This is a genomic window from Caldisericum sp., from assembly GCA_022759145.1.
Classification (GTDB): domain Bacteria; phylum Caldisericota; class Caldisericia; order Caldisericales; family Caldisericaceae; genus Caldisericum.
Map to the genome: position 1 here is coordinate 1 of JAEMPV010000137.1, position 21843 is coordinate 21843.

Consider the following 21843-nt stretch of genomic DNA (forward strand, 5'->3'; position numbering starts at 1 on the left):
TGAGACAATAATAAAGGCATTAACGGGGGAGATGTCTCACTTCGTTCGACATGACAATAAATGGAGGAGGGATGAGTCCCCTCCTCCAACTCAACCCAAAAAATTTTAAGTCTCTTTGTGGGAAAGTTCGAAAAAAGGGGGTCTTTTAACCCCTTCGATTGAGTAGGAGATGCCTCGCTACTTCAGTTACCCTATCTCAACTATGACAGTTGCAATGGCAACAATGCCTTCTTTTGCACCAATAAAGCCCATGCCCTCGTTTGTCTTGCCTTTAATGGAAACCCTGTGTTCCTCTATACCTAAAATCGAAGCAATACAATGAGCCATAGACTGAGTGTAAGGTGCAATTTTTGGTTCTTCCAGGATAACAACCGAATCGATATTTATTATCTTTGCATTATGCGTATCCAGAATAATTTTTACTTCTTTTAAAAGTTCTGTACTTCTTATGCCATAAAATCTTGGGTCTTTATCGGGGAACATCCTGCCAATGTCACCTTTAGAAAGTGCACCTAAAATTGCATCAATAATTGCATGGATTAGTGCATCACCATCTGAGTGCCCTAACAACCCCATATCATAGGGGATCTCAACCCCACCAAGATAAAGAGGCCTTCCTTTTACAAATCTATGAGAATCATACCCTATACCTATTCGTATTTCCATGTCTTTGCCATAAGCTCAGCTAAAAATATATCAAAAGGCGTTGTGATCTTGAAGTTTTCGTGAAGCCCTGAAACAACTTTTACAGGAATATTTGCCATCTCAAAGAGGATAGATTCATCAAAAATTTGCTCTGAAATCTCAAATTTGTCATAAAGTTTTAGAAGAACATCTCTTTTAAAGCCCTCGGGCGTTTGCACCTCAAAAAGTTTTGTTCGGTCAAGTGTTCTCTTTACAAAGCCATTTTCAACTTCTTTTACGGTTTGCCTAACTGGAAGAACCGGTATGACGCAATTAAACTCCTCAAGGTTCTCAAAAATTGATTGAACTAAATTTTTTGTTATAAATGGTCTTGCCCCATCATGAACGAGCACTAAATCAAATCTTGCAAACCCAACACCGTTTTTAACGGATTGAGCACGAAATGCACCACCTTTTACAAGTTTTAGTGCTGGATATTTTCTTAAAAGTTCTTCACCCTTTGGAAAATTGTCATCGTTTAGAACAAGGATTATCTCTTTTATGTTTGAGACTTTTGAAAATACTTCAATCGAAAATTCAACTATGTATTTCCCATAAATCTTTATGAAATTCTTATCGACACCGTTTGCCCGAACTGATTTTCCCGCTGCAACAATAACCGCACTTGCATCCATTAGAAAGCAATCTCCTTTGCTTCTTCTATTGTTGAAACGAAGTACAAATTCACTCCGTCTACCTTGAGTTTGCCTTCAAAAAATTTTGGGAGTATAAAGTTTTCAAAGCCAAGAGACTTGCCTTGCTTTACCATCCTCTCAACTCCAACAGTGGGCCTTACCTCGCCTGAAAGCCCCAATTCACCGAGCACAACTGATTTCTCCATCATTTTCCTTTCGTAATAGGAAGAGACTATTGATAATGCAAACGCAAGGTCATTTGTCCTGTCGTCGGGCTTAAAGCCACCAACCACATTAACATAGATATCAAAACCGCCAAGTTTTATTCGAAGTCTTTTTTCAATAATTGCAATGAGAAGCAAAAGTCTGTTATAGTCAATTCCACTTGCAACCCTTCTTGGGATAGGAAAAATAGTTGGTGTTACAAGTGACTGCACCTCAAAAAAAATTGGAAGGCTTCCCTCTAATGACGATGTTATAACAGAACCTTCCTTGAGCGATGCGCCTGATAAAAATTCAAGAGAAGGGTTTGCAACTTCAACAAGCCCTGCCTCACCCATCTCAAAAAAGCCAACTTCATTTGTTGTGCCAAAACGGTTCTTAACGCCTCTAAAAAGCCTTAAAATATCGTTTCTTGTCCCGTCTATGTAAAAAACGCCATCAACCATATGCTCGATTGTCTTTGGTCCTGCAATTGTCCCTTCTTTGGTGACATGACCAATAAGGATTACAGGGATCCCATGCTTTTTTGCAATTTCGATAAGGATACGGGTACACTCCTTAACCTGGTTTATGTTGCCCTGAGCTCCCTCAACATCCTTTGAGAAAACTGTCTGTATGGAGTCGACAACAAGAAGAAGGGGCTTCCTCGAAAGGGTAACCTCTTTTATAATATCGATATCCTGTTCGGTAAGAAGTTCGATATTTTTGTTGTGAATCCCAAGCCTTTCTGCCCTCATCATAATTTGAGTTGGAGATTCCTCACCCGAAACATAGAGAACTGAGCCTAATTTTCCAATCCTATCAAGGACCTCAAGAATAAGAGTTGACTTTCCTATACCAGGCTCTCCACCTATTAAAATAATAGAGCCCCTGACGATACCACCGCCAAGGACCCTATCAAACTCGTTAATGCCTGTTTTTATTCTTTCAAAAGATTCTTTTGTATGTTCTTCAAGTGTAAGGACATTTATTTCGCTATTTTCAGTATCACCAACTTCAACAAAGGAATTCCAGGAACCACACTGCGGACATTTCCCCAACGGGACTGCCGACTTATATCCGCAAACGGAACAAACATATCCGCTACTCTTCTTCTTTTTCATTAACCTCTTTCTTCTTTAGTTGTGGGAAAAGAATCACTTCTCTTATGGAATCCTTGCCTGTTAGAATCATAACGAGCCTATCGATGCCAATGCCAAGACCACCTGTTGGAGGAAGCCCGTATTCCATTGCCTCGATGTAATCCATATCCATGTCCTGCGCTTCGACATCACCTTTTTTCTTTGCTTCCATCTGCTCGTAGAATCTTTCGTACTGGTCTTCTGGGTCATTTAACTCTGAGAATGCATTTGCAAGTTCAAGACCTCCAATGAAAAGCTCAAACCTATCGACCATATGAGGATCATAGGCAGTCCTCTTTGCAAGCGGAGAGATTTCAATTGGGAACTCATAAACAAATGTAGGCTGAATTAGATGCTCTTCAACTTTTTTGTCAAATACTTCATTTATAAGGTTTCCAACAGTTAAAGGCTTGTCCATCTTTATACCAAGACGGCTAAGGATATTCTGTGCGTTGCTTAAGTCTCTCAACTCTTCAAGGGAAACACCTGCATATTCCTTGAGGGCATCATCAAACTTAATTCTTCTAAAAGGAGGAGTAAAATCAATTTCGTTTCCCAAAAATGTCACCTTTGGAGTGCCGTTAATAGAGACTGCAACTTCGTAAAGAAGGTTTTCAACGAAGTTCATAACATCCGTATAATCAGCATAAGCCCAGTAGGCTTCAAGCATAGTAAACTCTGGATTGTGTTTAGTGGATATGCCTTCATTTCTAAAGTTTCTGTTTATCTCGTAAACCTTCTCAAATCCACCAACAATTAGCCTTTTAAGGTAAAGTTCTGGTGCAATCCTCAAGTACATCTCCTGATCGAGTGCATTATAGTAAGTTACAAATGGTCTTGCGGAAGCACCGCCAGGAATAGGCTGTAACATTGGTGTTTCAACTTCTATAAATCCTTCCCGATTGAAAACTTCCCTAATTTTCTGGATAATCTTACTTCTCTTAACAAAAGTTTCCAAAACATCTCTATTTGCAATGAGGTCGAGATAACGCCTTCTATAACGGAGTTCAGGATCTTTAAGTCCGTGATACTTCTCGGGAAGGACCTTTATAGCCTTTGTAAGAAGCTCAAAATCGGTAACCTCAATCGTGATTTCACCAGTGTGGGTCTTAAAAAGCTTCCCTTTTACGCCAATAAAGTCACCAATATCAATTGCTTTCTTAAAGAAGTTGTACTTTTCCTCTCCAAGGTTATCAAGTCTAAAATAAAGTTGGATGTCTCCCGAAAAATCACGAAGGACTACGAAACTTGCCTTGCCGTGACCTCTTATCGCCATTATACGACCACGCGCCTCAACAGGCTTGTCAATAAGTTCATCAAAATGCTCCTTAAGATAACTATTATAGAATGGCGTAATGAATCTTCTGCCGTAAGGGTCAACTCCTGAAGCCTTTAGAAATTTTACTAATTCTGCCCTTTTTTGTTCTACCTCATTTAGGTTGGGAAGTTCCATCCTACTCACCCTTCTTTATCTTTAAAATCTTGTAACGCACTGTCCCTTTTGGAACCTGTATTTCGACTATTTCGCCTGCTTTGTGTCCTATGAGCCCACGCCCCACAGGAGAGGCTGATGAAATTTTTCCTTCGTCAGGATTAGACTCCGCAGGTCCAACGATATAGTATTTAACAACTTTTCCTGTGGAAAGGTTCTTAAGCTCAACAACACAACCGATATTTACCTTGTCAGTCTCAACTGCATCCTCGTCTATTACCTCTGCCCTTGAGAGGATTGCCTCTAATTCTGCAATTCTACTTTCGTTTTCTGCCTGTTCCTGTTTTGCAGAGTCGTACTCGGAATTCTCAGAAAGGTCTCCGAATGCAATTGCCTGTTTAATCCTTTCTGAAATTTCCTGGCGCTTTACAGTTTTCCTGAACTCTAACTCTTTTTTGAGTTCTTCATAACCATTCCTTGAAATCTGAATCCTGCCTTCTACTTGTTCTTCCATTTTTAATCCTCCATTTCATCAAAAAAAGCCCTTACAAGGGCTATTGCTTCTTCCTTTGATTTTAATTTATTCACATATCTTCTAAATTCGCTTGCTTTCTTAAGCCCTCTTGCGTATTTAACCAAAAACTTTCTCATCTCAACTATACCTTTTTCTTCTCCTAAAAATTCAACTTCCAGTTCTATATGTCTTACTATTATATCTATTTTTTCTTTATTTGGAATATCTATTTTAGAAAAGCCTTTCAAAAATTCAAAGGCTGATTTCAAAAACCATGGCCTACCAAGAGTTGCCCTGCCGACCATAACAAATGGCGCTTTTGTTTTTTCAAATAGTGCCTTCACATCTTCAACGCTATCAACGCCACCATTTGCAACAATAGGAATTTTGGAATAAGAAACAAGTTCTCTAATTGCCTCCCAATCTTCACTTTCCTTATTAAAGCCTTCTTCTGTTGTAATACTATGAACTGTTAAAAAAGATAAACCCTCATCCTCTGCAATCTTTAAAACCTCTTTAAGGACATTCTCTCCTTTATAGAAACCTTTTCTTACTTTCAGGGAAACTGGCAAGTTAGTTGAAGACTTAACTGTATGGACTATCTTTGATAGTTTCGGAAGGTCTTTTAAAAGTGCTGAGCCTGAGCCATCTTTTACAATTTTAGGAACAGGACACCCTGCATTTATATCAATCCCATCAAAACCAAGTTGAGTAACAAAATCAGTTGCATTTTTAAAGGCATCTATATCAGAGCCAAAAAGCTGTACAAAAATAGGATGTTCGCTCTTGTGAAACCTTAAAAGGGAAAGCGTATTATTGTCTTTATACTTTATTCCCATAACGGAGACCATCTCTGTAAAAACAAGCCCTGCACCAAAAGACCTAACAAGCATACGGAAAGGCGAATCAGTATACCCAGCAAGTGGAGCAAGGAAAATCGGCATTTCTATATATATGTTTCCTATCTTAAATTCCTCTAACATACTCGTAAATACTGTAAATACCCTTCACGGTTAAAAGTTTATCAAACATTTCAATCCTTCTTGCAACTCCTTCCATAACATGCGAAATACCCCCGGTCCCAATAACACGAACCTTTTCGCCGAGTTCTTCTTCAATGAGTTCTATAAGCCTGTCAACAAGACCACCAAATCCATTAATAACACCTGACTGCATTTCTTCAACCGTATTCTTTCCTATGGCGCTTTTTGGTTTTACAAGTTCTATTCTTGGAAGTTGAGCAGTTTTCCTGAATAATTCTGTTGAAGCAGGAAGCACACCAATTGTTATTGGTCCTCCAACAAATCTTCCATCTTTAGTGATAACTGAAAATGTTGTCGCTGTTCCAAAGTCTACAGTTACAGCGTTTTCGTTTGGAAATAGTTTATGTGCTTCAAAAATATCACAAATTCTATCAGCACCGACAAATCTTGGCTCTTCTACATCAAATTTTATCCCCAAAGGCAAGTCAGAATTTACTAAAATCGCTTCCTTATTCGACAATTTCCTTGCGACTGCTCTAAATACAGGCGTAAGAGAGGGAACAACAGAAGATACAATTACATCATCGACATTTCCGTGAAGTTTTTCCTCCCTCATAAATTGCGAAATAAGAAGTCTATACTCGTCGGATGTCCTTCCGCTATCTGTTACAATCCTCAAAGTATTCAAAAGCATCCCTCTCTCAAAAAAACCAAACACTATATTCGTATTTCCTATATCTATCGTTATAACCATACAAACCTCCTAACCCTCTATTTTACACAAATTTATTATTTTGGTATAATTATCCTGTTAAGAAAGGTGGTTAAGATGAAACGACAAATTAAGGAAGAAATTGCAAACATAGGAAAAAGACTTTACGAACATGAACTTAATGGAAGTTACGGTGGAAATTTCTCAGTAAGAGATGAAGAATACATCTATATAACGCCATCAGGGGTTCCAAAAGATGAACTTGACTACTCGGACATCCTTGTAATAGACTTCAGTGGAAATGTGCTTGAAGGCGAGGGAAAGCCATCAACTGAAATCTTGTTTCATATAAAAATCTACAAAGTTAGAAGCGATGTTAATGCAATAATACATGCACACCCTCCATATGCAACGGGGTTTGCTATTGCAAATTATCCGATTCCTAACGATGTTCATGAAGAATCTACCCTCATCTTGGGAGATGTTCCTGTAATTCCTTACGAGATAACATCATCAAAAGAACTTGCAGAAAACATAGGCAAAGCAATTCAAGACCATAATGCCCTTCTGCTTGCAAATCATGGTGCGCTTACAGTTGGTGATACGCTTGAAAGAGCCTTTAGAAGGATGGAAGAACTCGAAAACCTCTGCAAGATGTTAACTGTTGCAAATATGCTTGGTGGTGCAAAACCCATCCCGCAAGATAAACTTCAAAACCTGCTTGAATTAAAGAAAAAAAGAGGCCTTTAAAAAAATATGGGGGCTTTCGCCCCCTCAATACCATCAATTGATATTATTCAAATTTTTCAAGGAATGCTTTGTATCCAAGATATGAGGAGTAAAGGTCGACTTTTGAAGCAAGTTCAAATGGAGCGTGCATCGAAAGAAGTGCAGGACCAACATCAAGCACTTGAATACCTCTATTTGCCATAAATTTTGCAACCGTTCCGCCGCCACCAACATCAACTTTTCCAAGTTCGCCAATTTGCCATGGCACACCCATTTCATTAAAGAGTTTCCTAACCTTAAAGACGAGTTCTGCAGATGCATCAGATGCAGAGTATTTTCCACCAGAGCCAGTATATTTGGTTACAACAACGCCATGTCCAAAAATAGGAGAATTCTGTTCATCAAAAACATCCCTGTAAAGTGGGTCAACTGCAGCATTAACATCGGCAGATAGACCATAAGACCTGTGGAGCACTTCCCTTACTGAAACATCCTTTATCCCTTTCAGGTTTAGATACTTTTCAACTGCATAATCAAGAAAATCTGATTGTGCACCGGTAATGCCATCACTTCCAATTTCTTCCTTGTCGAATAGCATAACTCCGATTGTTCTTTTTGGAGTTACGGCATCAAAAAGTGCCTTTGCGCCTGTAAAACCGCAGATCCTATCATCATGACCATACGATGCAATTGCACCTCTATCAAAGCCAACATCCCTTGCCTTGCCTGCAGGGACAAGAGTCAATTCCGAACTAATGAAATCTTCTTCAACAATGCCATATTTTTCGTGGAGGAGTTTTAGTATTGCAGTCTTGAACTTCTCTTTATCCACTTCTTTATCAGGAATACTTCCAACAATTGGGTCAAGTGCCTCACCCTGGATAACTTCCCTTGCGTTCTGTTCCATCTGCTTTCTTGCAAGATGTGGGAGCAAATCCGAAATAACAAAAACTGGGTCATCTTCGTTCTCGCCAATACTTACTTCCAACTTCGTCCCGTCCTTGAGGATTATAACACCGTGAAGCGCAAGAGGAATTGTAACCCACTGGTATTTCTTAATGCCACCATAATAGTGGGTTTTAAACATAACAACATCAGCGCCTTCGTAGAGAGGGTTTTGCTTGATGTCGATCCGCGGGGAATCAATATGGGCAAAAACAAAATTAAAACCGTGTTCTGCGCTTAGTTCGCCGTCTCTTATGAGAAGTATGTTTTTGTTATCATTTATTGCATAGAATTTACCGTGAGAAGTTGTAGCATTAAACAAATCGACAAAACCAAAACTTTCTGCAAGACTCTTTAAATACTTTACTGCCTCTCTTTCCGTTTTTGCCTTGCTTATGAAATCTTTGTATGAATCACTAAAACTATTGACATCTTCTGGGCTAAGGATTTCCCATGCGTTTTTTGTTGAATACTTAAGTTCCATTTTAACCTCCTTAAAAATTTTTATTACTTTCTATTATATCTTGATTTGCATTTAAATAAAATTTTCGTATTATATTAAAAAAGGGAAAGAGGAAATAACGATGCAGGGAAACTTAAGTGACTTTAAGCTGGAGGAGATAATCCAGAGCATCTCTACAAGCAATAAGTCTGGCAAACTCGAAGTCGATGGAGTCATGGGAATGTATGGTATTTACTTTTCGAACGGTGAGATTGTCCATGCAAATGGTCCTTACTCAATTGGAGAAGAGGCTATTCTTGATGTTTTCCTTGAAATTAACGGTCAGTTCTCCTTTATTACAAACATCGTCCTCCCCCCAAGAACGATAAGAAAAAACATATTTGACATTATAGCAACGGGGATTAGTCTGAGAGAAGAAAATTTCGACATCATTAAACAAATTACAAAAACAACAAAAATGGTTCCGAACAGTAAAAATGATAAGGAAGGTGTAGAACTTTCAAAAGATGAAATAAAATTGTTAAAATACATATTGGATGGGACACCCATTTCTAATATAATGGAGCAGATGTCTATGAGTTATGTAAAGTTTTTGGAAATACTTAAAGGACTTTTACAGAAAGAAATAGTTACTTTAGGAGGATAGGATGGAAGGAAGACTTTCAAAAGTACAAATTGTGCTTAGTGAAGAGGAACTCAAAAAAATTGAAGAACTCTTTGGCGAATTTCTTTCAGAGTCAGAGGCAAGAGACATAGTTTTGCTTAACAAAAGTGGAGAACTTCTTGCAAAAAGTGGCGACATCACTTCAGATGTTGCCCAAAACATATCAGCGCTTGCTGCAGGTGTTTTTTCTGCAACAAATGAACTTGCAAGGCTTTTAGGCGAAAAGGAATTCACTATTACTTTCCACCAGGGGCAGGAAACAAACATTCACATTTCACTTATTACACAAAACGCGCTCCTTGCAATGATTTTTGACAACAAATTGCCCATTGGTGCAATAAGATTCTGGGCAAAGAAAACAGGAACAGAAATAAAACCCATAATAGAAGAGGCAGAAAAGAGAGCAGAGAGTCAAACACAAAAAGTAATAAATGAGGATGTAGAAAAGGACATTGAAGATTTATTCTAAGGAGAAAAGATGAGTACCATAAACTTCGCAAAGAGAGAAATTTCTTTTAAGATAGTATATTATGGTCCTGCAATGAGCGGCAAGACTACAAACTTGAGACATATCTATTCAACAATTCCGGAAAAAGTAAAAGGTGATTTTACAAGTATTGCAACAGAAACCGAAAGGACACTATTTTTTGACTTCCTACCACTTGAATTGGGAAGCATAAAAGGATTTACTATAAGACTGAGCCTTTATACCGTCCCTGGACAGTACATATACAAGTTAACAAGAAAGTCTGTCCTAAGAGCAACAGACGGCATCGTGTTTGTTGCTGATTCTCAAATCGAGAAGCGTCAAGAAAACATCGATAGCTTCCAGGATATGATAGATAACCTCTTAGAATTTGGCGAAGATGTTGAAACCATGCCAATTATTCTTCAATATAACAAAAGGGACCTACCCAACATCCTATCCATTGAAGAATTACAGGCAGATCTCAACAAAGATAACAAATACCAATACTTTGAAGCAATTGCAGAGCAAGGCATAAATGTGATGGAGACACTTAAGGCAATTACAAAACTCGTTGTTCAAAAAGCATAAATGAAACCAACTTTTATAGGCATTGCAGGTGGAAGCGGCTCGGGGAAAACAACTGTTGCAAAGATGATTCAAAAATCCCTTGGCAAAGATAAAACCGCCATAATCTCGATGGATTCGTATTATAAGGATTTCCCGGATTTGACGCTTGAGGAGAGAAAGAAACTCAACTACGACCACCCATCTATTTTTGATATCGAACTTCTAAAAAAGCACCTTGAAGACTTAAAACATGGAATCCCTGTAAAAATTCCTGTTTATTCATTTGAAAAATATGCAAGGACGGGGGAATTTGAGGATGTTTATCCAAAACCTATCATCATAGTCGAGGGGATCCTTCTTTTCTATTACGATGAAATAAGAGATATATTCTCGATTAAGATTTTTGTGGATACAGACCCTGATGTCCGAATCATAAGGAGAATAGAACGAGATGTTCTTGAGAGAGGAAGGACATTAAAATCAGTTATAAATCAGTATCTCGAAACTGTAAGACCAATGCATATCCAGTTTGTAGAGCCAACAAAGCAATTTGCAGACATCATTATCCCTCGAGGCGGCAAAAACGAAATTGCAATGGATATCATTTTAGCAAAGATTAAATCAATTATAAGTGAGCATTAGATTTCTCATTTTCAAATTTTTGTCGTAAAATATATGCCCGTAATATAAAGATTAAGGAGGTAGGATGAAAAAGATTTTAATTTTTATTTTAGTTCTGTTAGTATTGTTTGGGCTATCAAAACCCGCAAATGGAGCAAATCCTACATGGACAAAGCCTACGGGTATTGACGGCGGCGAAATCGACAAGGTTGTTTTATCTCCAAATTTCTCAAATGATTCAACGCTTTTTGCTGGGTCAACAAGTTCCTTCTACTACTCAAATAACGGTGGAACAAGCTTCGCAAATATACCCATAAATGTAGGATTCAATCTAACGCTTGAAGGTGTACTTGACTTTACTCTGTCAAAAGATTTCTCAAAAGATTCAACCGTTTATATCGCAACTAAAGATGGTGTTTTTAAAACAAGCGATTTTGGAAAAAGCTTCTCCCCGTACCAAATGGGAATTGATGCAACCTATGTAACTCTAATCACATCAGACCCAGTCACAAACACATTGCTTGCATGTGGTGTAAGTTTTGAAAAAAGGGATGATGGCAAAGTCCTGAACACAAATCTTATAATGAAAAATGACACTTCTACAAAAACCTGGAAGACTATCGCAAAATTCACATCAGATTATGTAACAGCGATTGCAAGTTATAACGACAACTACTATGTTGGAACAGAATACGGCGAGCTTTTTAAAATTAACGATACAAAAACACAACTTTTTAAAGCAAACTCACCAATTACAAGCATTTCTTGTACAAAAGATGTGGTTGCACTCTCAACACTCGGCGATGGTATCTATCTTACAAAAGATCTTAAAACATTCAATAATGAACTTCCAGGAACCAAAATAATTGCAGTCAAAGTTACTGATTCCTCAAATCTTTATGCACTCAAAAGAACGGGGACACTCTATGTAAAGAAAAACGGAAACTACAGTGAATACCAAATTCCATACCCTTCAACAAACCTCAACTTTGATGCAAATGAAAAATATGTATTTATTGCTTCTTACGAATACGGCATTATAAAGTTTGACCTTGAAACAAAAACTTTTGCGCTTGCAAATAAAGGAATTGCTAATGTAAACACAACAACAATGGCATTTTCCCCAAAATATGACACAAATAAAACAATTTACCTTGGAACTGCAAATAATGGACTTTATGTATCAAAGGATGGCGGAAAAACTTTCGCAAGCACAGGCAACCTTGATTCGCATCAAATACTTTCTATATGTGAACTTTCAAATGGGACAATCCTTGTTGGCACATTAGGTGAAGGCATATTTGCTTCCACTGATGGAGGCATAACATTTAATAAAAAAGATGTCTTTAAAAATGATTCCATTGGGGTAATATACGAATACAACGGAAATATATTTATTGGAACTAAAAACAGAGGGCTCTGGGTAACTGACGTAACCTTACAAAGCCCAAAACATATTGATTCTCTTCCGCCATACGATGTAAATATCAATTTTATAAAAGGCGCAGGGCAATACCTCTTCGTTGCAACAAATGGTGGTAATCTATATCGCTCGGATGATTACGGAAAAACATTCAAAGAAATTGGCAATAACAAATTCTGGGGTCTAAGCATAACAGGCTTTGATATCTCAAAGACCTTCCTTCAGGACGGACTTGTCCTTGTTGGTACTGCAGGTGGCGAATTTATTTCCTACGACAGAGGTAATACTTTTATGGGCGTTTACGACCTTGGAACAACCTGGGCAGATGGAGCAGCAATATCACCCAACTACACACAGGATGGCTTTATGGTTGTTGGTGCCTGGGGTGCCTCTGGAACTACCTACGGAAACATATACATAACAAAAAATAAAGGTTTAAGTTATGAAAACATTGGAAGTGGAATGACAAACAGATATGTTGTAAATGTATTTTTAACGCCTGATTTTTACTACGGAAAGTCTGGAAGTTTGTTTGCACTAACTTCTTCAGGTGGGTTATTCAGATACAGTTTTGAAACCACGGTTGAAGTAATTTTAACTGTAGGTAAAAACGAGGTTATTGTAAACGGTGAAAAGAAGACAATTGAAGCACCACCATACATTAAAAACGGGAGGACAATGGTTCCTGTTAGGGTTATAAGTGAGGCATTCGGTGCAGATGTAGGTTGGAACGACAAAACAAAAGAGGTTACAATAAAATATAAGGATAAAAACATCATTCTAAAAATAGGAAGCCCTTATGCGCTTGTAAACGGGACGCAAACACCAATTGACAGGGATAACCTTAAAGTCGTTCCTGAAATTACAAATGGAAGGACATTCGTCCCCATTAGATTCATTTCTGAGACCTTCGGTGCAAAAGTTGAATGGAATGATGTAACACAGCAAATTCGAATAACCCTGGGAGGTTAAAATGAAAAAATTGAAGGTTTTTATTGTCGCTTTCATAATTTTAGCAGTATCTTTTTTGGGTAGTTTGGATTCTATTTCTTCCCAAAACGGAAACGAAATACTTATAACAGAGCCTTTCTCTGGAAAGCAAGCAATACTAAACGAATTTATGAATGCAAAGAAGGAACTTCTCATAAATATGTATAGCATTAGTGATTTTGACTTTATTCCAACAATAATAAACCTTGCAAAAAGTGGCGTTGAAGTAAAAGTTATCCTAGAGGAAGCACCATACCAGGCAGAAACCCAAAACTTCGATATAAGAGACCTCTTCAGGATCTATGGAATTGATGTAAGGTGGGCTAATCCTCAATTCTTCCTCACACACGCAAAGTATGTCGTAATCGATGATACAGAAGCAATAGTCCTTTCGGGTAACTTTACCTCTTCAAGTTTTACAAAAAACAGGGATTTTGGACTTGTAACTTTCGACAAGGATGAGGTCTTAACACTGAAATCGCTATTCTACGCCGATTGGGAAAGAACTGACTTTACAAATGATAACCCTAATGTCCTTATAAGCCCCATTGATTCGAGGACAAAGGTTGAAAGCGCCCTCAAAAGTGCAAAGAAAAGCATAAAGATCTGGGAGCAAAGCATAAGCGACCCATCGATTATAAAAATCCTAAAGGACCAAAAGGATAAAGGAGTTGATGTAAAAATTCTAATGCCATCCTCATACGCAGCAGATACAAAGAAAGATCTTGGAGATTCGGTTCTTGCACTTCCAAATCCATATATACACGCAAAGACATTCATTATTGACGATACATTTGCCTACATTGGTTCAAATAACTTTACAAGTCCTTCTTTTGATAACGAAAGAGAAACTGCACTATTTACTTACAATACTGATGTAATAAATACATTAAATGCACTTTTTGAATGGGATCTAAGTCATTGCGTTACACCTTAAAAAACTTTGCTAAAACACCAAAAAATGATAAAATATTCCGAAAGGAGTTGAACTATGAAAGAAGCACAAGTACTTGCAGGATTAAAAAGAAGAAGGACCATACTTGAGTACATAACAAGTTATGGTTTCATAACACCTGCCCTAATCATTCTTGGCGTATTTGCAATATTCCCAACTATTTATGTCTTCTACCTTTCACTTTTTGATTGGAGTATGATTGGTGGAAAGACATTTATTGGCTTACAAAACTACATAAATCTATTAATAAAACCTCCTACATCAACAGACTTTTGGCACGCTGCACTCGTTACACTTGAATATGTTGCCCTTAATGTTCCAATTAGTATGGCACTTTCACTCTTCCTTGCAACACTTCTTATGAAGCCGATAAAGTTTAGGAGTTTCTTTAGGCTTGGTATTTTTGTTGCATATGTTACTCCACTCGTTGCAACATCAATCGTATGGGAATGGATTTTCCATCCTGATTACGGTATCCTAAACTCTATTTTAAAAATGCTCCACTTGCCACCGTCTCCATGGCTTAATGGTTTTCCAAGCGCACTTTTTGCAATTGTAATTTACAATGTATGGCATGAACTCGGTTATTCTACAATACTATTTATGGCAGGACTAACAGCCGTCTCAAAGGAACTTCAAGAGGCTGCAGAAATTGATGGTGCAAACCAATGGGGAGTATTCCGCCATGTTACCTGGCCTCTTCTTTCGCCTACAACTTTCTACATATTCATAATTTCACTTATTAGTTCGTTTAGAATGTTTACACCTGTCCTTGTTCTTACCCAGGGAGGACCCTACAACTCAACTACAACAATTGGATACATGCTATACAGGGAAGCGTTCCAGTATTGGCACTCCGGATTTGCAAGTGCTATTGCAGTCGTACTTTTTGGAATCATCTTCACAATTACTCTAATACAATTTAGAGTCACAGGAAGAAGAGTCTTTTACTCTGAAGGTTCGGAGGGAGAATCATGAAGATAAATCTTAAGAAGTCTTATTTCTTTACATACCTTATTCTTGCAATTGCAACAATAATAATGGTGTTTCCTTTCTACTGGATGATAGTAACCTCTCTAAGTAAACCTGAAAATCTTTTTGCGTATCCACCAAAACTCTTACCTGATTTCCAATGGAAAAATTATGTCGATATGTGGAACTCCAACCCTCAAGGCGTTCCATGGACGAGATACATTTTTAATACACTGTTTGTTGCACTTTCAACTACACTTCTTTCATTATTCAACTCTTCACTTGCAGGATTCGCATTTGCAAAACTTAAGTTCCCCTGGAAAAATCAAATATTTATGATTATATTAGGCATTATGATGATTCCAGGAGAACTTTTGCTTATACCTAACTACCTAACGCTTTTTAGACTTCACTGGTTAAACTCATACCAGGCACTTATACTCCCATTTGGTGCAAGTGTATTTGGCATATTCCTGACAAGACAGGCATTCAAGCAATTGCCAAATGAACTCTGGGAAGCAGCCCAAATTGACGGATGTAGCATTGGCAGATTCTTCTTTAACATCGCTCTTCCGATAATAAGACCAACCCTTTTTGCCTTTGCGCTCTTTGTTTTCCTTGGAAGTTGGAATGCCTTTATGTGGCCTCTAATCGTAAACACAGACCCTCGATTTATGACGCTTGAAGTTGCACTTTACTCATTTATAGGAGCAGAAAGCACAAACTGGCAATTACTTGCAGCCGCAGCAACAATGGCAACTGCACCAGTTCTTATACTCTTTCTCATATTCCAGACACAATTCATTGAAGGCATCTCGAGAGGAGCAATCAAGGGATAAAATCAATAAGCACTATACCAATAATTCAAAGGAGGCAAATTGCCTCCTTTTTTCAATTTTTATCGCTAAAAGAAAACATTTTATGATGAGGCTATTAGTTAAAGATCCATTTCAAGTAAAACAACATATTTTCGTGTGTCTTTGTGAATACTGTACCTATATTCGTCAAATCCTCAATTGATTTCAAAATTACTATCCACGTTTGCATCAATTGCATAAATTGTAGAGTTTTCTTACAAAAACTTTTTTAGTAATATAGTAACTTTACACTTTATTTAGAAAATGCTCTCTGAAATCAAATTGCAAAGTTTATTAAATTGATAGATCTCTTCTGGATTCACAAAAACAAGTTTGTCTTCTAAAGAAAATAAAGGTTACCAAGTTTAGTTTATAAAATTTGCGGAAATAAAAATAGCCCCAGCGGTTTGCTGGGGCAAAACGATTTACCTAAAATTCAGATTAATGAATATAAGATCTTAATTTTTGTCCGAGTTCTTTATAACCATCTTCAGGTGAAATCTTCTGAAGGAAAATTTTCTGTAACTCAGCTCCAATGTCGACATAAGCCTGGGTCCATTCCCTAGAAACAGGCTCTATTAAGGCGTTTGGCAATTCATCAAATCCTGCTCTTCTTTCGGGATGATTTTGTATAAAATCTTTTAACAAAGGCAATTCCAAAGCACTCTTTCTTACCGGTAGATATGCAGTATCTATTGACCACCTTGCGGTTTGATAAGTTGAAGTAAACCATTTTACAAACTCCCATGCACCTCTAACTTCTTCAGGGTTATATTTATTGCCAAAAATCACAACATTTGCTCCTGAAAGTGGCGCATATTGTCCCTTTGGACCAGCAGGAATTGGTGCTTGTGCCCATGTAAATCTACCACCAACTGCCTGGTTAATATATGTATACCCCACTACACTTCCAAAAACAAATGCACATTTTTTATTCCCAAAGTCTGACTGATAATCATATCCGTTCGTGAAATGAATATATCCATTCTTATATAACTCATTAAGGAACTTAACTGGTGCAAGAGCGTTTGGATCTTTGTCAAAAAGAACATTTTTATAATCATCCGTAAGAACTTTTCCACCCCATTCATAGACCATAGAGTACCAGATATCAACAATCGCATCAGAAGAACTCATTCCAAGTGAGGCACCCCATTGTGATCCGTCGGGTTTTGTAAGTGCCTTTACCATTGTTGCAAACTCATCCCATGTCTTTGGAGGATGATCAAATCCTGCCTCTTTAAGCATGTCAACGTTGTAGTACATAACATCAACGCTCTTGTTAAACGGGAACATCCACATTTTTCCATCAGGTAAATAGCCATCTTTCCACATAATTGGGAAGAAATCATTGATATCTGCCTGTGAAAGACCCATTGATGGATCTTTTACAAACTTTTCCATTGGAGTGAGAAGGTTTCCAAGCATGTAGTTTGCAACCCAGTTTTCATATGCCTGGGTTATTACTGGTGGCTGCCCTGATGCAAGTGCAGCAGTTGTTTTTTGCTGTAAGGATGTGTAGTTTGCAATGGCTGTTTGGACAATCTTGTATCTTGGGTGAGTTGCGTTGAACTCATCAATGAGTTTTGTAAGTGCCTGTCCAAGGGCTGCTTGCATTGCATGCCAGAAGGTAATTTCTGTTGGGTTCTTAATCCAGTCTTCTGAGAATTTTACAGTAACTGACTTATCAGTTGCATTCCATGTTACATCTGCACCAAGTGAATCGGAAACAAATCTTAGAGGGACAACAGTCCTTCCAGTTGATTTCACGACTGTTGCTGGTGCATCAAGATAGACAGTGTAACCATTAACTGTTGCTGTAGGAGAGTCAATCTTAAGAACAATAGTGTTACCAAGAAGCTTTATTGTTGCTTCACGGGTTGCGTTGTTCCAGTCAACTGTTGCACCAAGTGCTTCAGATACAAATCTAATAGGGACCATTGTTCTACCATTAACTACAACAGGAGCCTGGTCAAGAGTTGTTGATTTCCCATCGATTGTTGCTTGAGTCTTTCCAACATAAACTACAACAGTCTTTACATTCTCTGCAGAAACTGTTGGAACAATTCTAACGAATGTAAAGAGCATTACTACGATTGCAAGTACTGCAATCAGTTTTTTCATACTCTACCTCCTTTCAAAATTTGGGTTTTTCCCATGGCATTAAAATTATACTACTATCTAAAACTCAGTCAAACTTTTCATTTAATTATTTTGTAAAAAAGATAAAAATGAAGTTCTTTCTCAACATTCTAAAGAATTCTACTCAACAATAAATAAAATAGCCCCAGCGATTTGCTGGGGCTATGAAAAAATCTAACTATTTTAACTTAATGAATATAAGACCTCATCTTTAGTCCAAGTTCTTTAATACCATCTGCAGGAGAAATCTTCTGTAAGTATATTTTCTGAAGTTCAGCGCCGATGTCAGACCTTGCCTGGTTCCATTCTTTTGTTGGTGGCTCAACAAGAGCAAAGTTAAGTGAGTCAAATCCTGCTTTTCTTTCAGGATGATCAGAAAGGAATTGCTTAAATACAGGGAGATTGAGCGCAGACTGTCTTACAGGAAGGTATCCTGTATCAATTGACCATCTTGCAGTTTGATATGGTGCATCAAACCACTTTACAAACTCCCATGCGCCACGCTTTACCTCAGGAGCATATTTCTCTCCAAAGATAACAACATTGGTCCCATACATTGCAGTGTACTGACCCTTTGGACCTGCAGGGATCGGTGCTTCTGCCCATTTGAATTTTCCTGCAACTGCCTGGTCAATATATGTGTAGGATGCAACAGATGCAAATACAAATCCGCACTTCTTGTTACCAAAGTCAGTCTGATAGTTATAACCTGTTGTAAAGTGGATATAACCATTCTTGTAAAGGTCGTTCATAAATTCAACTGCTTTAAGGGCATTAGGATCTTTATCGAACAGTACATTTCTAAAATCATCTGTAAGAACCTTTCCACCCCATGCATAAACCATTGAGTACCAGAGGTCAACATCTCCACCTACTGAACAACCCCACTGTGAGCCATCAGATTTTGTAAGTGCTTTTACCATTGTTGCAAACTCATCCCATGTCTTTGGAGGATGATCAAATCCTGCCTCTTTAAGCATGTCAACGTTGTAGTACATAACATCAACGCTCTTGTTAAACGGGAACATCCACATTTTTCCATCAGGTAAATAGCCATCTTTCCACATAATTGGGAAGAAATCATTGATATCTGCCTGTGAAAGACCCATTGATGGATCTTTTACAAACTTTTCCATTGGAGTGAGAAGGTTTCCAAGCATGTAGTTTGCAACCCAGTTTTCATATGCCTGGGTTATTACTGGTGGCTGCCCTGATGCAAGTGCAGCAGTTGTTTTTTGCTGTAAGGATGTGTAGTTTGCAATGGCTGTTTGGACAATCTTGTATCTTGGGTGAGTTGCGTTGAACTCATCAATGAGTTTTGTAAGTGCCTGTCCAAGGGCTGCTTGCATTGCATGCCAGAAGGTAATTTCTGTTGGGTTCTTAATCCAGTCTTCTGAGAATTTTACAGTAACTGACTTATCAGTTGCATTCCATGTTACATCTGCACCAAGTGAATCGGAAACAAATCTTAGAGGGACAACAGTCCTTCCAGTTGATTTCACGACTGTTGCTGGTGCATCAAGATAGACAGTGTAACCATTAACTGTTGCTGTAGGAGAGTCAATCTTAAGAACAATAGTGTTACCAAGAAGCTTTATTGTTGCTTCACGGGTTGCGTTGTTCCAGTCAACTGTTGCACCAAGTGCTTCAGATACAAATCTAATAGGGACCATTGTTCTACCATTAACTACAACAGGAGCCTGGTCAAGAGTTGTTGATTTCCCATCGATTGTTGCTTGAGTCTTTCCAACATAAACTACAACAGTCTTTACATTCTCTGCAGAAACTGTTGGAACAATTCTAACGAATGTAAAGAGCATTACTACGATTGCAAGTACTGCAATCAGTTTTTTCATACTCTACCTCCTTTCAAAATTTGGGTTTTTCCCATGGCATTAAAATTATACTACTATCTAAAACTCAGTCAATACACCCTTTTCAAGAATAATTACATTGTTATGCACCACATTAAACCGCTCAGGGATCTGGGTATGAATCGGGAGAAGTATCTCTGGATTTATTTCCTTTGCCATCCAAAGGACTTCGGTTTCGGAGGCATGCCCAGGCGAGTGGATTCTAAATAAAGGAAGGTTAAATTTTGAAAGCCAGTTTTCAAGAATCTTGGTGTTTGCAGGATCAACAGAAGAAAGTGGCTCTCCACCTGACATTATGTATGCAGAACCAGAAACAGGATTTATATCAAGAAGTTCTGTTATGTGAGCAAAATTCAAAAGTAAAATTTCGTTAACCTGATTTGAAACTAAATCTTCTTTTGTAATGTATTTTTCTTTGGGCAAGTTAAGTTTGCTTCCAAAAGGTGCATAGACAAAAGTATTTTGGGAATTTAATATTTTAGTTGCAATTGTATCAAATTCGCCATATTTGAGAAGCGTATTTGCATAGTCTTCATGGATTATAAAATTCTTACCAAGTTCGATTGAAGCATTAAAAAATGTCTGGATACGAGCAAGATGAATCTCGTAAACATTCCCTATAATAAGTCCTTTGAAGATATTTGCAACTTCTTTAATCTGTTCTTTGAGTTCATCTTCGGTGTTGCTCAGGATACCGTTCCAGCCGATGCGTGTGCCTTCAGTTATAAGAATGTAGGGCTTAAGAGACTTTGCATACTCAACAAATTTAAAAGAAAGGTCCCTTTTTATTCCTTTGAAATAAATATCTCCTGTGTAGATTACAAGACCTTTGGGCGTTTCTACAAAATAGGCAACAGCACCTGGCACATCATGATCAATAAAGTAAGGGGTAATTTTAAAATCTCCTACCTCAACAGTTTTTCCATCGATAATTTCGATATTCTCAGGCATGCATTCTACAATTCCTTTATCGACAAAGTAACTTAAGGTTGCAAATGTCCCTCTTGTCATATACTTCTTAAGAGAATCACTCTGGTAGCAAATTTGCCCTATGTGGTCGAGGTGAGCATGAGAGAAAAACATCCCGCCAATTTCAATGGGCAGACTCTTTGATTCTGGTAACTCCCTCTTATAAAATCCTCTAAAAGGAGGCATCTCTCCCAAATCAACATAGTCTTCAAAACCTTTTTCTGGTCTCCCCTTTATTGTATCGTTAAAGAATACTTGCGATGTTGGGAATCGCCTTCCAAAGTCAAAAACAATTCCGACACCGTTAGACTCCATAAGAATTATGTTACCGCCAATTTCTCTTACTCCACCGTAAAAACCTATTCTCATATTATCACTTCCTTTTCTCAAATGTTTAGAGCATAAATTATACACTAAAACAAGTTCCTGTCAAGAGAAAATATGTCTTTATGTAACTTTAAGCATATATTAAAAGGTGTCTCCAAATATTAGAGAAGACATTAATCTGAGTCGTTTTTGGAAAGGAGTTTCCTCCTTGCTAAGTTCAAGTTCTCTTAAAAGATATGTTATAGGTCCTTTTTCCTAAAGCCCGCTTACATTCTCAACCCCAGAAATAAAAACAATTGAAATCTCTCTTTTGAACTTGAGGAATTAAAAGCAAAAGAGATATTAATAACGAGATAGCAATCCCATAGGCATTCCCCAATCCGCATAAAATCCAATAAACAATCCATGGAACAAACGAAACAAAAATATACAGCATCCCAGGAATCTTTAATTTACTTTTGCGTGAATCCAACACCATAAAGAACCCCCGCAATCATTATAATAAAGAAACTCTTTAAAGTTAGTCGTACTGAACCCAGCCGTTCTTTACGCCTTCTTCTTTTACAATTTTCT

Annotated in this window: 20 protein-coding genes; 9 read left to right on the plus strand and 11 right to left on the minus strand. The window is 37.8% G+C overall.

The features are described from left to right. Nucleotides 1-186: 186 nt before the first annotated feature. The 7 genes from JHC30_07485 to JHC30_07515 are packed head-to-tail and all read right to left on the minus strand — an operon-like array spanning nt 187 to nt 6345. Entirely contained in the window at nt 187-666 is a 480-nt protein-coding gene (locus JHC30_07485; GenBank protein MCI4463989.1) for a 2-C-methyl-D-erythritol 2,4-cyclodiphosphate synthase, read from the minus strand. Continuing rightward, entirely contained in the window at nt 651-1319 is a 669-nt protein-coding gene (ispD, locus tag JHC30_07490) for a 2-C-methyl-D-erythritol 4-phosphate cytidylyltransferase (protein MCI4463990.1), read from the minus strand. Before ispD ends, JHC30_07485 begins: the two co-directional genes overlap by 16 nt. Beyond that, nucleotides 1319-2644, minus strand: a complete 1326-nt coding sequence (gene radA / locus JHC30_07495) for a DNA repair protein RadA (GenBank protein ID MCI4463991.1) — start codon at nt 2642-2644, stop codon at nt 1319-1321. Before radA ends, ispD begins: the two co-directional genes overlap by 1 nt. Next, nucleotides 2625-4115 carry a lysine--tRNA ligase gene (lysS, locus tag JHC30_07500; protein MCI4463992.1) on the minus strand — a complete coding sequence of 497 codons (1491 nt, stop codon included), beginning with the start codon at nt 4113-4115 and terminating at the stop codon, nt 2625-2627. Before lysS ends, radA begins: the two co-directional genes overlap by 20 nt. 1 nt (nt 4116) lies before the next feature. Then, nucleotides 4117-4608, minus strand: coding sequence for a transcription elongation factor GreA (gene greA / locus JHC30_07505; GenBank protein ID MCI4463993.1), 492 nt, complete (start codon nt 4606-4608; stop codon nt 4117-4119). Nucleotides 4609-4610: 2 nt separating this feature from the next. Beyond that, nucleotides 4611-5591 (minus strand): tRNA-dihydrouridine synthase, encoded by a 981-nt coding sequence (locus JHC30_07510; protein MCI4463994.1) that lies wholly within the window; start codon nt 5589-5591, stop codon nt 4611-4613. Further along, entirely contained in the window at nt 5575-6345 is a 771-nt protein-coding gene (locus JHC30_07515) for a type III pantothenate kinase (GenBank protein ID MCI4463995.1), read from the minus strand. The genes JHC30_07510 and JHC30_07515 overlap by 17 nt, the downstream gene beginning before the upstream one ends. A 75-nt stretch (nt 6346-6420) precedes the next feature. On the opposite strand from JHC30_07515, the gene JHC30_07520 reads away from it, so the two are divergent. After that, the gene (locus JHC30_07520) at nt 6421-7053 is read left to right on the plus strand and encodes a class II aldolase/adducin family protein (GenBank protein ID MCI4463996.1); all 633 of its coding nucleotides are present in this window, start codon (nt 6421-6423) and stop codon (nt 7051-7053) included. Nucleotides 7054-7096: 43 nt separating this feature from the next. Here the strand turns inward: JHC30_07520 and JHC30_07525 are convergent, their stop codons facing one another. Next, nucleotides 7097-8461 (minus strand): aminopeptidase, encoded by a 1365-nt coding sequence (locus tag JHC30_07525; protein MCI4463997.1) that lies wholly within the window; start codon nt 8459-8461, stop codon nt 7097-7099. Nucleotides 8462-8561: 100 nt separating this feature from the next. Here JHC30_07525 and JHC30_07530 point away from each other — a divergent pair, with 100 nt between their 5' ends. From JHC30_07530 to JHC30_07565, 8 genes are all read left to right on the plus strand, one after another. Beyond that, nucleotides 8562-9086, plus strand: coding sequence for a DUF4388 domain-containing protein (locus tag JHC30_07530; GenBank protein ID MCI4463998.1), 525 nt, complete (start codon nt 8562-8564; stop codon nt 9084-9086). 1 nt (nt 9087) lies between these two features. Further along, entirely contained in the window at nt 9088-9573 is a 486-nt protein-coding gene (locus tag JHC30_07535) for a roadblock/LC7 domain-containing protein (GenBank protein MCI4463999.1), read from the plus strand. Nucleotides 9574-9582: 9 nt separating this feature from the next. Then, a complete protein-coding gene (locus tag JHC30_07540; GenBank protein ID MCI4464000.1) occupies nt 9583-10161 on the plus strand; it encodes a GTPase domain-containing protein in 579 nt (192 codons plus the stop codon). Continuing rightward, nucleotides 10162-10782 carry a uridine kinase gene (gene udk, locus JHC30_07545; protein ID MCI4464001.1) on the plus strand — a complete coding sequence of 207 codons (621 nt, stop codon included), beginning with the start codon at nt 10162-10164 and terminating at the stop codon, nt 10780-10782. A 64-nt stretch (nt 10783-10846) separates the two neighbouring features. Continuing rightward, nucleotides 10847-13156 (plus strand): hypothetical protein, encoded by a 2310-nt coding sequence (locus JHC30_07550; protein MCI4464002.1) that lies wholly within the window; start codon nt 10847-10849, stop codon nt 13154-13156. A gap of 1 nt (nt 13157) precedes the next feature. Continuing rightward, nucleotides 13158-14111, plus strand: a complete 954-nt coding sequence (locus JHC30_07555) for a hypothetical protein (GenBank protein ID MCI4464003.1) — start codon at nt 13158-13160, stop codon at nt 14109-14111. Between the two features lie 54 nt (nt 14112-14165). Beyond that, on the plus strand, nt 14166-15107 hold the full coding sequence (locus JHC30_07560; GenBank protein MCI4464004.1) for a sugar ABC transporter permease: 942 nt from the start codon (nt 14166-14168) through the stop codon (nt 15105-15107). Further along, complete coding sequence (locus tag JHC30_07565; GenBank protein ID MCI4464005.1) at nt 15104-15940, plus strand: carbohydrate ABC transporter permease; 837 nt, start codon at nt 15104-15106, stop codon at nt 15938-15940. Before JHC30_07560 ends, JHC30_07565 begins: the two co-directional genes overlap by 4 nt. A gap of 459 nt (nt 15941-16399) precedes the next feature. Here JHC30_07565 and JHC30_07570 read toward each other — a convergent pair whose 3' ends face one another. The 3 genes from JHC30_07570 to JHC30_07580 all read right to left on the minus strand — a co-directional run bounded on the left by JHC30_07570 (nt 16400) and on the right by JHC30_07580 (nt 21312). After that, a complete protein-coding gene (locus tag JHC30_07570; GenBank protein ID MCI4464006.1) occupies nt 16400-18082 on the minus strand; it encodes an extracellular solute-binding protein in 1683 nt (560 codons plus the stop codon). Between the two features lie 206 nt (nt 18083-18288). Continuing rightward, the gene (locus JHC30_07575; GenBank protein ID MCI4464007.1) at nt 18289-19956 is read right to left on the minus strand and encodes an extracellular solute-binding protein; all 1668 of its coding nucleotides are present in this window, start codon (nt 19954-19956) and stop codon (nt 18289-18291) included. Nucleotides 19957-20013: 57 nt separating this feature from the next. After that, complete coding sequence (locus JHC30_07580) at nt 20014-21312, minus strand: hypothetical protein (GenBank protein MCI4464008.1); 1299 nt, start codon at nt 21310-21312, stop codon at nt 20014-20016. Nucleotides 21313-21843 lie beyond the last annotated feature (531 nt).

Coding starts and splice junctions, on each gene's coding strand:
- JHC30_07485 (MCI4463989.1), bottom strand. CDS start 666: ATGGAAATACGAATAGGTATAGGGTATGATTCTCATAGATTTGTAAAA.
- ispD (MCI4463990.1), bottom strand. CDS start 1,319: ATGGATGCAAGTGCGGTTATTGTTGCAGCGGGAAAATCAGTTCGGGCA.
- radA (MCI4463991.1), bottom strand. CDS start 2,644: ATGAAAAAGAAGAAGAGTAGCGGATATGTTTGTTCCGTTTGCGGATAT.
- lysS (MCI4463992.1), bottom strand. CDS start 4,115: ATGGAACTTCCCAACCTAAATGAGGTAGAACAAAAAAGGGCAGAATTA.
- greA (MCI4463993.1), bottom strand. CDS start 4,608: ATGGAAGAACAAGTAGAAGGCAGGATTCAGATTTCAAGGAATGGTTAT.
- JHC30_07510 (MCI4463994.1), bottom strand. CDS start 5,591: ATGTTAGAGGAATTTAAGATAGGAAACATATATATAGAAATGCCGATT.
- JHC30_07515 (MCI4463995.1), bottom strand. CDS start 6,345: ATGGTTATAACGATAGATATAGGAAATACGAATATAGTGTTTGGTTTT.
- JHC30_07520 (MCI4463996.1), top strand. CDS start 6,421: ATGAAACGACAAATTAAGGAAGAAATTGCAAACATAGGAAAAAGACTT.
- JHC30_07525 (MCI4463997.1), bottom strand. CDS start 8,461: ATGGAACTTAAGTATTCAACAAAAAACGCATGGGAAATCCTTAGCCCA.
- JHC30_07530 (MCI4463998.1), top strand. CDS start 8,562: ATGCAGGGAAACTTAAGTGACTTTAAGCTGGAGGAGATAATCCAGAGC.
- JHC30_07535 (MCI4463999.1), top strand. CDS start 9,088: ATGGAAGGAAGACTTTCAAAAGTACAAATTGTGCTTAGTGAAGAGGAA.
- JHC30_07540 (MCI4464000.1), top strand. CDS start 9,583: ATGAGTACCATAAACTTCGCAAAGAGAGAAATTTCTTTTAAGATAGTA.
- udk (MCI4464001.1), top strand. CDS start 10,162: ATGAAACCAACTTTTATAGGCATTGCAGGTGGAAGCGGCTCGGGGAAA.
- JHC30_07550 (MCI4464002.1), top strand. CDS start 10,847: ATGAAAAAGATTTTAATTTTTATTTTAGTTCTGTTAGTATTGTTTGGG.
- JHC30_07555 (MCI4464003.1), top strand. CDS start 13,158: ATGAAAAAATTGAAGGTTTTTATTGTCGCTTTCATAATTTTAGCAGTA.
- JHC30_07560 (MCI4464004.1), top strand. CDS start 14,166: ATGAAAGAAGCACAAGTACTTGCAGGATTAAAAAGAAGAAGGACCATA.
- JHC30_07565 (MCI4464005.1), top strand. CDS start 15,104: ATGAAGATAAATCTTAAGAAGTCTTATTTCTTTACATACCTTATTCTT.
- JHC30_07570 (MCI4464006.1), bottom strand. CDS start 18,082: ATGAAAAAACTGATTGCAGTACTTGCAATCGTAGTAATGCTCTTTACA.
- JHC30_07575 (MCI4464007.1), bottom strand. CDS start 19,956: ATGAAAAAACTGATTGCAGTACTTGCAATCGTAGTAATGCTCTTTACA.
- JHC30_07580 (MCI4464008.1), bottom strand. CDS start 21,312: ATGAGAATAGGTTTTTACGGTGGAGTAAGAGAAATTGGCGGTAACATA.